The sequence below is a fragment of the Halodesulfovibrio oceani subsp. galateae genome (assembly GCF_055397225.1).
Genome location: NZ_AP042453.1, coordinates 3,551,276 through 3,562,414 on the forward strand (window position 1 = coordinate 3,551,276; position 11,139 = coordinate 3,562,414).

The window sequence follows — 11,139 nt, forward strand, 5'->3', positions numbered from 1 at the left end:
TTAATAAAGAATAGTGATCTATGTGGTTGCGGCAAGGATCGCCAAAGCATTCACTGTTGCGGCTGCAAGTGGCGAACCACCCTTTCGTCCGCGAATGGTTATATAAGGAACAGTAGATTGTGCAAGAAGTATTTCTTTGGATTCAGCGGCATTAACGAAGCCGACAGGCATTCCTACGATGAGTGCAGGAGGTGTTCCGCCGTTTTCTAAATGCTGCATAAGCCGGATTAAAGCTGTCGGGGCATTGCCGATAACCATGATAGAGTCGCCGATTTCCGGAGCTGCTGCATCCATTGCAGCTTGTGCACGGGTAGAGCCAGTTTCTTGTGCTTTTTCTACAACGTCAGGGCGGTTGAGCAGGCACTGTGTTGTGCAGCCGAACGGCGTTGTGCGTCGAACAGGAATTCCGGAGCGCGCCATTTCTGTGTCAGTAAAAATTGTACAGCCGTTTTTGATTGCGTCCACACCCGCAGCAATAGCTTCGGGATGGATTATAATATGGTTCAGCAAGTCAAAATCCGCAGTGGTGTGGATAAGGCGACGGGCGATAGTCCAAGCGTTACCGGCAAAAGGACGCGGTTCCGGCACTTCGCTGTCGATAATTTCAAAAGAGCGTTGCTCAATGTTGTCTGGCGAAAAATATGGTTGCAACGGAGTCTTAGTCATGGAGATCCCTTGTTCGTAAGCAAGCTTCTACAATGGCTTTTGCAACGGACGGTTGCGAAGCAAAGTGTAAATGTACATATGAGCCGACTGTGTTTTGTGTGGCATAGCCGGAGGTTGATGTTTCTGTGCCTTTTCTATCAGTCACTTTGTAAAGTGAGGCATGTGCAGTGTTTTCTTCTGCAAATGAGTAGTGAAACTCGTGCCCGCGCGCTGTAGTGCCTTTGCTGCCTAAAATGGAGTCAGCAGTTGTTGTTATTTCTCTGTAGCCAAGCGCTCTGTGTCGTTTGTCCATGGTGCAATGTAGTTTGAATACGTCACACATGGGATATGTGGCTGCTTCGGTTGTAATTTGTTGTGCAAGGTACATAAAACCGCCGCATTCGGCATACACAGGTTTTCCGGCTTCAGAGAATGTGCGGATGGAAGAACGCATAGAGGCGTTGAGTCCCAACCGTTCTGCATATAATTCAGGATAGCCCCCCGGCAAGTATAATCCATCAATTTTTTTTGGCAGAGCCGTATCTGCAAGTGGTGAAAAGTGGACAATTTCAGCACCGTTTTCTTCAAGAATGCGTAGATTATCCGGATAGCAAAAGCAGAAAGCTGCATCTTTGGCCACCGCAATGCGCACCTTTTTTTGAGATACTGATTTGCTATGGTCTGTTGGGGGAGTTGAAAATTTATGTTCCGGCAGTTGAGAAAGCATCTGATCAAAATCAATATTCTCTTCTGCCCAGTCAGCAAGCGCAGTAATGCGTTCTGCGTTGAGAACACCCTCTTCCGCCGTGATAAGTCCGAGATGGCGCGAAGGAAGAGTTATGGCGTCATTACGCGGCATACAACCGGCAAGCAGAATGTTCGGACAGTATGTCTGCATGGCTTCGCGGACAAGTGATGTGTGGTTCGGACTGCTCACCCTGTTAGCAATGCATCCTGCAAAGGTAAGCTCGGGATCGAGAGTTGTAAAGCCATGGGCAATGGCAGCAAAGGATCGAGCCATGGAGCGGCCGTCAATAACCAGCAGTACCTGTGCGTTGAGCCATTTAGCAATCTGTGCTGTTGAACCTGCGTCTTCGCTGCCGCTGGCACCGTCAAAGAGTCCCATGACTCCTTCGATAACTGCAATATCAGGTGATGTTTTTTTTGCAGGAGACATGGCGTTTTCGTAGGCGGCGATACAGGCTTTTTTTGAAAGCATCCATCCATCAAGGTTAATGCTTGCATTACCTGTGACAACAGCATGCAGTCCGGGGTCAATAAAGTCCGGTCCGCATTTGAACGGCTGAATATTGAGTCCCCGGCGTGTAAGAGCTGCCATAACAGCAAGGCTGATGAGTGTTTTACCACTGCCGCTTTGTGTACCGCCAATGACGATGGTTTTTGTCATATGCACAATTCTCCTGAAAATGCTGCAGCATATTAGGGTGTAGATGGTTTTTGACAGGTACGCAGAAACGCACTTCTTAAGACATAGAGTCTATAGAAAATCTAAACAAGATAGAAGCTGTTTAACGATGCGCGAGTACATCTTTGTAAATGATTTGAGATGTAAACTCTGTTCAGTGTGATGAAATGCAAGAAACTTGAATCGCTAACAAATTGTGTATGAAGATTAAAAAATAGTTCATTGTGTTATATATAGTTACGTTTGTACAACATTCCAGAGAATTTACATCGAAAGATTGTGTTGTCTGTTCTTATAGCTACAGACAATGCTAAGTGAAAATATATACAAACATATGAGTTAGGGCTTATCTCAATGAATAGTTAGTGATTTCGCTATCTTTTTTTCTTTTTTCCACTGGTTTGATAGAACAATGAACATGTCTTTATAAAAAGTAACAATGCTAGAATGAAGGTTGTTATGCTTTTTTTGTAATAGAAAAAATGTGTGGTCATGCAGAAGAGGAATTTTAACTCAAAAAAACATTTTCCATTATTAATGAATATAAAAATGCATAGAAAATTGAAAAGTTAACGTGTTTATAGATGTCACCATTATGCTTACTGTTGCTTCAACTGTACAATGTGCAGTAATGTTGCATTTATGATGATAGAAAAATGTAATTTGTCTGTGATAGTATTATAAAAAAAACTGCAAAAAATTCTATTGTGTGCATATGCAGTTCTGTAGTATATCTTCGGTGCATTTAACATGAGTTTAATAGTGCTTATGTGCGATTTAGTAGTTGGCTCAAGTCGACATTTGAATATGTAAATCGTGCTTCGGCGATACTATTTTAAATATTTTTTCATTTTCTGGGTATAATACTTGTTCATTTAATGGATAGGAGGGGTAGTTTTACATGGAAAGTTATTTGAAGGAAGCTCTGGAGATTGTCAAAGCACAAGCTAGTGTACGGACAATGACAGAAGAAGAAATCACAACAATGGTTCGTAAGCTTGCTGGGGGAATTAAGGAAATTAGTGCAAGCTGCTCCGTTGATGATGATTCTACAAGTAAGATGATTGATCCTAAAAAGGCGATTAAGGAAAAATCAATTACATGTGTTGAATGTGGAAAGTCCTTTAAAATAATAACAAAAAAGCATCTTGCAACACACGAACTTACACCAGAAGAGTATCGTGCACGTTGTGGATATAAGAAAAACACTCCGTTGGTTTGCAAGTCACTCCAGCGAGAGCGTAGAAAGAAGATGAAAGACATGAGACTGTGGGAACGCAGGACATAGACAGAATCTGAGAGCATAAAAAAAGGGTCATTTGACCCTTTTTTTATGCGAAAGTTATTGAGAAAGAATACAGTTAGTATTGTCTTACTATGAGAGTCGTATTGAAGAAGCTATAAAATTGAAAAAAGTATTGTTACAGTACTTTTAAAGTGCTTGGGCGTGTCGACACAGTGATTTTTAGGGGATATGAAGGAGTATCTACGGATCTCCCTATATATGAAACCGGTTTTATGTGAGTTCTGCCACAGAAAAAAGTGTGGACTCGTTCAAAAGACGTATGCGCACACCTGCTCGATAGAGTTCTTCACTCACAAATTTCCGAATAGCTTCCCGGGACTGTGTATATGTTGCCGAATTTTGTCCCAACTGATTATTTTTAGCTGAGCAAGTACTGAATGGAATATTTTTTCGCTTGATTGTCTCAGAATTTTTGTACTGAACAATTTTTCCGAATCTCTCAACAAGTAAAGCTAGTTGCATTGTTTCGTCTTCAATAATAGTATTGATGATGATTGCCGGATGATGAACGCGGATGGACGGTGCTGCAAGGCAAAGCTTTTTGCTTATGTCCAGTACGGGGATTGTTTCAGAGCCATAGGTCAAGATGCCTGCCATAAAGGCAGGTGCTTTGGGTACTCTGGTGATGTGTTCGGGATAAATGACTTCGTGCAGAAGGTGCAGCGGAAGTCCGAACGTTTCGGAGCCGGCAGAAAAAGTAAATATTTTTTTAAACGCCTGTGGGCTGGTCTGGGTAAGCATATTTTGCACCGTGTATTTCTTTGAAGTGTGGGTGTTGTATCGTAGTTTTGGTGCTTTGAAAACTAGTAGCTTTTTCTGATAACATTATGAAACGACAATGAATTTTTTAATGAAATTCTTTTTGTAAAGGTTACATATTGATTTGATTGAGAAATCAAACAAAAGAACTTTGATAGTCATAACATACCGTTATTTTTCCTGAATGCAGGGCGCTCTGAGCCTTTTCAAAAATGGAAAAATGTTCTAGTTAAAAGGCGCCAACAGACTATCTCTTTCCCTTACTCGGCCGGTCGGGTTTAACACCAGTATCAGGAAGGTGTGCCTTGCCAACGAGATACTTTCCAATCGCAATTTTTACTGCGATTCTTATTGCCGTTGCATGCTACGGCTTTTTGCGTCCCGCAGAAACTGCGGCCGTACCTATGCGTGTGCTGTTAGATAACAGCGCAGGGATGGTTATTTTTGACCATGCCAAACACGTAGATGAGTATGGTGCAGGCTGTGTGGAATGCCATCATGAGCTTTCAGATGAAGTTGATGATGATGGCAATCTTCCAGAAGACGCAGAGCCTACTTCATGTGCCGACTGCCATTCTAAAGTTTCCGATGATCCGGATGTACCTAACTTGATGGATGCTTACCATCAGTCTTGTATGGGTTGCCACGAAGAAAGCGGTTCTGGTCCTTATGAAAAAGATCAGTGTAACCAGTGTCATTTCAAATAGGGATGTCTTATGAATAAGAATATTTTCATTCTGACTCATGGGGACACAGGAGCATTTGAGACTGGTACAGTTCCTTTCGAAGTGCGCATTCCCCTTAACGGACATGGAAAAAAATCGGTAAAGAAAAAAGCAGAAGTATACCCGGGGCTTCTTGTGGCAGACCACGAGAACGCTAAAGTCGGTGATATGCATTCTGGCATTACCGGTATTGTAACTGAAGTTACAGACACTCACATCACCATCAAAGCACAAGAACTTGCTGCTCCGGCGGAAGGTGAAGATCCTAAACCTACGGGTGTGGAACCTGTTGCTCTTGCTTCCTTGGAAGACGCTGAGCTGCAGGCTGCGCTTAAAGGTTTGGGCGTGGACATTCGTCCGCTCATCAAACGCTGTGATTTGCTTATTGTTAATGCGTTGAACCCTGACCCGGGTATCTCATACGCAGAGAGCATGCTTGTACACGCAAAAGGTACCATCAATGCCGGCCTTGATATGCTCAAGCGCCTTTCCCCTGCTGCTAGAACCGTTGTAGCTTTGCCTACCGCTTCTACTGCAACATTTGATGGTTCAGACATCGCCTTTATCAACCCTGTGTATCCTAACAGCCTTGACGAACTGCTTGTTGCCAACATTACCGGCAAAGAAAGCATGAAGGGCGTAAATGTTGTTGATCTGCATGCGCTCTATAATCTGGGTGCAGTAGCAGAAAGCGGCATGCCTCTTACACACACTGTTGTTTGTGTAGAAGGTAAAAACATCGTTGCACCAATTGGTACCCCTGTAGGTGCGTTGCTGAAAGAAGCTTCTATCGAAGTAGAAGACGGCGACACAGTTATTGTGGGCGGCCCAATGCGCGGTGAAGCTACAGGTGATTTGAACAAAGGCATTGGTAAAAATACCAACGCATTGTTTGTAATGCCTGCAGGTAGTACTGAACCGATCTCCGACCATGCCTGTTTTAGTTGTGGCGCATGCATAGAGCATTGTCCGTCACGCATTCAGCCGAATATGATTTCCCGATATGTTGAATTCAACGAGCTTGATTTCTGCCGTCAGGAAAACATTGGCGCATGTATGGAATGTGGATTGTGTACTTTCTACTGTCCGGCTCGTCGTCCGATGCTCCAGTTCATCCGTCTTGGAAAACACAAAATAGCCCTTGAAGAATCACAGGTTACGGCTTGTGCTCTGCAGGTTGAAGAGTAGGGGGATACTATGGCGAAAAAATCTTTGCCCACCGCTCCATTCCTGACGGTTGCCTCCGCTCCGCATTTGCATTGCGGTGCTTCCATCAAGGGAATGATGAGTACCATCCTGTTAGCATTGTTTCCGGCCGTAATCGGCGCGGTATACTGGTATGGCATGGATGCTATGCGCGTTATGGCGCTTTCCATTGCTACGGCAGTTATTGTTGAAGCGTTATGCTCCAGGATCATGGAAAAGGAAGTGCGTGTAGACGATTTTCACGCAGTCGTAACCGGTTTACTTTTTGCGTTTATCCTGCCTGCCGGCGCCGAATGGTGGCTGGTTGTTTCAGGCTCTGCCGCAACAATGATTCTTGGTAAAATGCTCTGGGGTAACTTCGGCGGCGCACCTATTAGTGCCATCGCAGTTGGCTGGGCGTTCTGTACCGTATCATGGCCGGTATATATGAATGTTGATGCAACCATGCTGAATACTACTCTGGTAAACCCGCTTTCCCAGCTTAAGTACTTCGGCATTGACTCCATTGTGGATGCATCAATGTACAACTACTTTATTGGCGATCAGCTCGGTACTCTTGGTGCTGTGCAGGTTGGCGCGTTACTGCTTGGCGGACTTATCTTGCTCGCCCGCCGTGTCATTACATGGGAAATTCCTGTTGCAACCATCGCAGCTGTGCTGGTTGTTGGCGGAATCTACTATGCAATCGATCCGGAATTGTACGCGAACCCGCTGTTCCATTTGTTTACCGGTTCTACCATGCTCTCAATCTTCTTTTTGCTGACTGACTTTACTTCCACACCGAATACTCGTGGTGGTAAAATCGTGTTCGGACTCATGGCCGGTTTCCTTATCATACTCATTCGCACGTACGGTCAGTACCCTGACGGTGTTTTGTTTGCAGTTTTACTCGCAAACATGATCACTCCGCTTTGTGATATGATTAAGCCTAAACCATTTGGAGCGAGGTAAGCTATGCGTGAAATCTTAAAGATGATCGTTGTGTTGACCTGCATCGCTGGTATCTCAGGCTTTGCGTTGTCTTCTCTTAAGCAGATGACGGCACCGACCATTGAGTTGCAGTTACTTACATTTGTGCAGGGGCCGTCCTTGAAGCAGGTTTTGCCTGACTATACGAACGATCCTGTGAAAGAACGCAAAAAATTCACAAATCCTCTTACCAGCAAGCTTGTAAACGTATTCCCGCTTAAAGTAGATGGCCAGCTTAAAGCTGTTGCTATTGAAGGCTTTGGCGGCGGTTACGGCGACAATATTGGTGTTATGGTCGGGTTCGACCTTGAAAACAATAAGCTTGTCGGTATCGGTATTACCACAATGAAAGAGACTCCGGGTATTGGCTCACGTATTGCTAAACCTGAATTTCTCGACCTCTTCCCGGGGCTTTCTGAAGCCGAAGCAAGGTTGAAGTCTCAAGGTGGCGTGATTGATGCCCTTTCCGGGGCAACAATTTCCTCCGAGGGTGCTGTGGTAGCTGTTCAAGATGCTGGTAAAATATACAGCGCTTTGAAAGAAGAGATTCTTCAAGCCTTTAAATAGGCATTGGAAGAAGAACGTGAACGCGCGGTAATGCGCGCTGTGAGGAGAAAAGCATGGCCAACGTATGGAAAGAGTTTTCCAAGGGCCTATGGGCAGAATTGCCACCGTTTCGACTCCTGTTAGGTTTGTGTCCGACTCTTGCGGTCACCACAACGGCGGAAAACGGTTTAGGCATGGGCATGGCGGTAGTCTTTGTTATTACCCTGTCCAGTTTCCTTGTCTCATTGATCCGTAAAGTTATTCCTAAAAAAGTACGTATTGCTTGTTATATTACCATTGCTGCATCTCTTGTTGTAGCTGTGGAATTGCTGATGCAGGCATACGCTTATCCTTTATATCAGCAGCTTGGTATTTTCGTACCACTTATTGTTGTTAACTGCCTTATCTTAGGCAGGGCGGAAGCATTTGCAGGTAAAAACCCTGTGCACATGGCTGTTGCAGATGGCCTTGGCATGGGTATCGGTTTTACTCTGTCACTTACTTTCCTTGGTGCAGTTCGAGAATTATTCGGTACCGGCTCCGTGTTCGGTATAGAGATTCTCGGTGGTTCCTTCGAACCTGTTGGTTTTATGATTGCTGCTCCGGGTGCATTTGTTGCGCTTGGTCTTATTCTCGCAGGCATGAACTACCTGAGCATTGTTCAGGCAAAACGCCGCGGTGAACCAGCACCGGAAAACCCGTCTACAGGTTGCGCCGCTTGTCGTGCCTGTGCAGGCCACAAGTAACTGGAGGTAGTATAGTATGGATTATTTCCTGATTTTTATCTCCGCGATCTTTGTTAACAACATCGTTCTTGCTCAGTATCTGGGACAGTGCCCGTACCTTGGTTGCTCCAAGGAAAAGGGTGTCTCTCTCGGTATGGGTGGTGCGGTTATCTTTGTTATGGTTATTGCGACCCCGCTTACATGGCTTATTCAGGAGTACGTGCTCCTGCCGCTTGATCTCGGGTACTTGCAGACCATTATGTTTATTCTCGTCATCGCATCACTTGTACAGCTTGTTGAGATGTTCCTGAAGAAATCTGTTCCGCCGCTTTACAACGCGCTCGGTATTTTTCTTCCGCTCATTACCACAAACTGCGCGGTGCTTGGTGTGGCAATTCTCGTTCAGCGTAAAGAATTCGACCTCGGCCTTTCTATCTTCTACTCATTCGCTTCCGGCTTAGGTTTCTTACTCGCTCTCGTTTTACTTGCCGCCATTCGCGAACGACTGGAAGTTACCCATCTGCCAAAGTCCATGCAGGGCGTTCCTGCTGCACTGGTGATGGCTGGTATCATGTCTCTGTCCTTCATGGCCTTTAAGGGCATGATCTCTTAGGCGCAGGGTTCTATGCATGTGACTCCCCTTGCGGGATAAACCAACAAGGATAGCATTATGGTTTTGACATCTGTCCTTTCATTGCTAGCTCTGGGCTTTTTCTGTGCGGTTGTGCTGTCTGCAGCATCCCGTGTCTTCTATGTAGAAGAAGATCCAAGAGTAGAGGCAATCTGCGAAGCGCTTCCGGGTGCTAACTGCGGTGGTTGTGGTTATGCAGGCTGTGAAGCCTACGCCATCGCCGTAATTACTGACCCGGATGTATCTGCCGGCCTTTGTTGTGCTGGTGGTGCAGACGTTTGCGTCGCAGTTTCAGAACTCTCCGGCAAATCTGCCGGTGGCGATGATCCGGAAATCTCCTTCCGCCGTTGTGTGAAGGATGAAGGCAAAGTACAAAAGAAATTCGGGTATCAGGGTGTTCTGTCTTGTACCGCAGCCAGTTTGCTGCAAGATGGCTCTGACGCTTGTAAATACTCCTGTCTTGGCTACGGCGACTGTGTAAAAGCATGTCCGTTTGATGCCATGTACATTGAGAACGATCTGGTTGTGATTGATCCTGATAAGTGTGTCGCTTGTGGCGCATGTATCAACGTTTGTCCGAATCAGGTTCTCGAAATGATTCCGCGTCGCGCACGCGTTCAGGTTTTCTGTTCTACTCAGGACAAAATGAAAGCTGTTATGGATGTGTGTGAAGCCGGTTGTATCAACTGCATGAAGTGCGTGAAGAAGTGTCCTGCAAAGGTTATTTCCCACGTTAACGGTCAGATTAGAATCGATCAGGCAGCTTGTCTTGCCTACGGTCCTGATTGTGAAGAAATATGTGTTGATGTGTGCCCGCGCGACATTCTGCGTCTCATGTGCCCTGTTGGCATCACCGCCAAAGCGCAGGAAGCTGCAGTTGCTAAAAAAGCTGCTGAAGCTGCCAAGGCTGCAGAAGCAGAAAAACCACAGGCAAACGCCTAATAGGAGCGAAGACTATGACTACTTCTCGTCGACAGTTCCTGCAGGCCTGCGGTATGCTCGGTCTTGGTGCCGCCGTAACCGGCGTGCCAGCAGTAGCATCAGCCGCACGTGTGGGTGACGAATACAAAGTGCAGGAAACCCGTTTTATGATGGGTACTGTGGTAACTATTACTGCGCTGCATCCTTCCAAACAGCTTGGACAGGAAGCAATCGGTCGCAGTTTTGAAGAGATGACACGCCTTGAGGCGCTTCTCACCCGTTACCAGAGTGACTCTCCTGTTTCTGTGTTAAACAGAGACGGTCGTGTTTCCGGCATTCCACAGGAACTTGCAGAAGTTGTGCGGAGCGCACGATTGATCAGCAAGCTTTCTGATAAAGCATTTGATGTTACTATTAAGCCCGTGGTTGATCTCTACAACGAGAAAGCCAACCTTAATGGTGAAATGGTACTTTCAAAAGCTGAGTTCGAAGAAGCACTGTCTCTCGTAGATGCTGATTCTCTTATCCAGAAACGTGATTCTATTCGTCTTAACCGCGAAGGAATGGGCGTTACTCTGGATGGTATCGCAAAAGGCTACATCGTGGATAAAGCATCCGCAGTTCTTGCTGCATATGGTGCTAAGAACCACATGATCAACGCTGGTGGCGATATTCGGACAATGGGTGAAAAAGCTGGCAGCAAGCCTTGGGTTATTGCTGTGCAGGACCCGGAAAAGAAAGGCAACTACCCTGCGGTTATTCAAATGACCACAGGCGCGCTTGCTACTTCCGGTGGCTACGAAGTGTTCTACGATAAGAACCACATGTACCATCATCTGGTAAGTCCTCAGTCCGGTATGAGCCCGAACAATGTGGCTTCTGTGTCTGTTATGGCTCCAAGCGTAATGGAAGCGGACGCCCTTGCAACAGCAGCATTTATTATGCAGTCCCGTCGTGGTCTTCAGTTCATTGAGTCTCTTAGTGGACGTGAAGCACTTTTTGTGACGAAAGACGGTATGAAAATGAGTACACCTCAGTTCGGCTAGTTGTTGTACTAGAAAATAACGTAAAAATGCCAGTCTGCAATGCAGGCTGGCATTTTTTTATGTGTAGTGAATTTTATGTAGCAAATAAGGCACTATAGTAGCATTAAGTTGTACATATAGTACATTGAAAATAGAAACATTTAACAATCAAACAATAATTGTTAGCATTTACTTATTATATTTTACAGTAGCACTATAGTTTCTAATTCTTCTGCCGATTAAGTTCTGTGAAAT

General features: G+C 45.4%; 12 protein-coding genes. 9 read left to right on the forward strand and 3 right to left on the reverse strand.

Going from position 1 to position 11,139, the window contains the following annotated elements; translation table 11 throughout:
• Positions 1-18 precede the first annotated feature (18 nt).
• On the reverse strand, positions 19-666 hold the full coding sequence (locus tag ACZ5V1_RS15625; protein WP_464389629.1) for a precorrin-8X methylmutase: 648 nt from the start codon (positions 664-666) through the stop codon (positions 19-21).
• Positions 659-2,053, reverse strand: a complete 1,395-nt coding sequence (locus tag ACZ5V1_RS15630) for a cobyrinate a,c-diamide synthase (RefSeq protein WP_464389630.1) — start codon at positions 2,051-2,053, stop codon at positions 659-661. Before ACZ5V1_RS15630 ends, ACZ5V1_RS15625 begins: the two co-directional genes overlap by 8 nt.
• Positions 2,054-2,972: 919 nt before the next feature.
• Here ACZ5V1_RS15630 and ACZ5V1_RS15635 point away from each other — a divergent pair.
• The gene (locus ACZ5V1_RS15635) at positions 2,973-3,359 is read left to right on the forward strand and encodes a Ros/MucR family transcriptional regulator (protein ID WP_160713060.1); all 387 of its coding nucleotides are present in this window, start codon (positions 2,973-2,975) and stop codon (positions 3,357-3,359) included.
• A gap of 228 nt (positions 3,360-3,587) precedes the next feature.
• Here ACZ5V1_RS15635 and ACZ5V1_RS15640 read toward each other — a convergent pair whose 3' ends face one another.
• On the reverse strand, positions 3,588-4,118 hold the full coding sequence (locus ACZ5V1_RS15640; RefSeq protein ID WP_464389631.1) for a chemotaxis protein CheW: 531 nt from the start codon (positions 4,116-4,118) through the stop codon (positions 3,588-3,590).
• A 323-nt stretch (positions 4,119-4,441) separates the two neighbouring features.
• On the opposite strand from ACZ5V1_RS15640, the gene ACZ5V1_RS15645 reads away from it, so the two are divergent.
• The 8 genes from ACZ5V1_RS15645 to ACZ5V1_RS15680 are packed head-to-tail and all read left to right on the forward strand — an operon-like array spanning position 4,442 to position 10,905.
• A complete protein-coding gene (locus tag ACZ5V1_RS15645) occupies positions 4,442-4,843 on the forward strand; it encodes a cytochrome c3 family protein (protein WP_464389632.1) in 402 nt (133 codons plus the stop codon).
• Positions 4,844-4,852: 9 nt separating this feature from the next.
• Entirely contained in the window at positions 4,853-6,049 is a 1,197-nt protein-coding gene (locus tag ACZ5V1_RS15650; RefSeq protein WP_464389633.1) for an NADH:quinone oxidoreductase subunit RnfC, read from the forward strand.
• 9 nt (positions 6,050-6,058) lie between these two features.
• The gene (locus ACZ5V1_RS15655) at positions 6,059-7,018 is read left to right on the forward strand and encodes an RnfABCDGE type electron transport complex subunit D (RefSeq protein WP_464389634.1); all 960 of its coding nucleotides are present in this window, start codon (positions 6,059-6,061) and stop codon (positions 7,016-7,018) included.
• A 3-nt stretch (positions 7,019-7,021) separates the two neighbouring features.
• Positions 7,022-7,603 carry an RnfABCDGE type electron transport complex subunit G gene (rnfG, locus tag ACZ5V1_RS15660; RefSeq protein WP_464389635.1) on the forward strand — a complete coding sequence of 194 codons (582 nt, stop codon included), beginning with the start codon at positions 7,022-7,024 and terminating at the stop codon, positions 7,601-7,603.
• A gap of 53 nt (positions 7,604-7,656) precedes the next feature.
• Positions 7,657-8,328, forward strand: a complete 672-nt coding sequence (rsxE, locus tag ACZ5V1_RS15665; RefSeq protein WP_464389636.1) for an electron transport complex subunit RsxE — start codon at positions 7,657-7,659, stop codon at positions 8,326-8,328.
• A 16-nt stretch (positions 8,329-8,344) separates the two neighbouring features.
• Entirely contained in the window at positions 8,345-8,920 is a 576-nt protein-coding gene (locus ACZ5V1_RS15670) for an electron transport complex protein RnfA (RefSeq protein ID WP_160713074.1), read from the forward strand.
• Between the two features lie 57 nt (positions 8,921-8,977).
• Positions 8,978-9,880, forward strand: coding sequence for an RnfABCDGE type electron transport complex subunit B (gene rnfB, locus ACZ5V1_RS15675; protein WP_464389637.1), 903 nt, complete (start codon positions 8,978-8,980; stop codon positions 9,878-9,880).
• A 14-nt stretch (positions 9,881-9,894) separates the two neighbouring features.
• Complete coding sequence (locus tag ACZ5V1_RS15680; RefSeq protein WP_464389638.1) at positions 9,895-10,905, forward strand: FAD:protein FMN transferase; 1,011 nt, start codon at positions 9,895-9,897, stop codon at positions 10,903-10,905.
• Positions 10,906-11,139 lie beyond the last annotated feature (234 nt).

Bases quoted from the DNA above. Each gene is read 5' to 3' on its own strand.
- ACZ5V1_RS15625 (WP_464389629.1), bottom strand. From the start codon at position 666: ATGACTAAGACTCCGTTGCAACCATATTTTTCGCCAGACAACATTGAG.
- ACZ5V1_RS15630 (WP_464389630.1), bottom strand. From the start codon at position 2,053: ATGACAAAAACCATCGTCATTGGCGGTACACAAAGCGGCAGTGGTAAA.
- ACZ5V1_RS15635 (WP_160713060.1), top strand. From the start codon at position 2,973: ATGGAAAGTTATTTGAAGGAAGCTCTGGAGATTGTCAAAGCACAAGCT.
- ACZ5V1_RS15640 (WP_464389631.1), bottom strand. From the start codon at position 4,118: ATGCTTACCCAGACCAGCCCACAGGCGTTTAAAAAAATATTTACTTTT.
- ACZ5V1_RS15650 (WP_464389633.1), top strand. From the start codon at position 4,853: ATGAATAAGAATATTTTCATTCTGACTCATGGGGACACAGGAGCATTT.
- ACZ5V1_RS15655 (WP_464389634.1), top strand. From the start codon at position 6,059: ATGGCGAAAAAATCTTTGCCCACCGCTCCATTCCTGACGGTTGCCTCC.
- rnfG (WP_464389635.1), top strand. From the start codon at position 7,022: ATGCGTGAAATCTTAAAGATGATCGTTGTGTTGACCTGCATCGCTGGT.
- rsxE (WP_464389636.1), top strand. From the start codon at position 7,657: ATGGCCAACGTATGGAAAGAGTTTTCCAAGGGCCTATGGGCAGAATTG.
- ACZ5V1_RS15670 (WP_160713074.1), top strand. From the start codon at position 8,345: ATGGATTATTTCCTGATTTTTATCTCCGCGATCTTTGTTAACAACATC.
- rnfB (WP_464389637.1), top strand. From the start codon at position 8,978: ATGGTTTTGACATCTGTCCTTTCATTGCTAGCTCTGGGCTTTTTCTGT.
- ACZ5V1_RS15680 (WP_464389638.1), top strand. From the start codon at position 9,895: ATGACTACTTCTCGTCGACAGTTCCTGCAGGCCTGCGGTATGCTCGGT.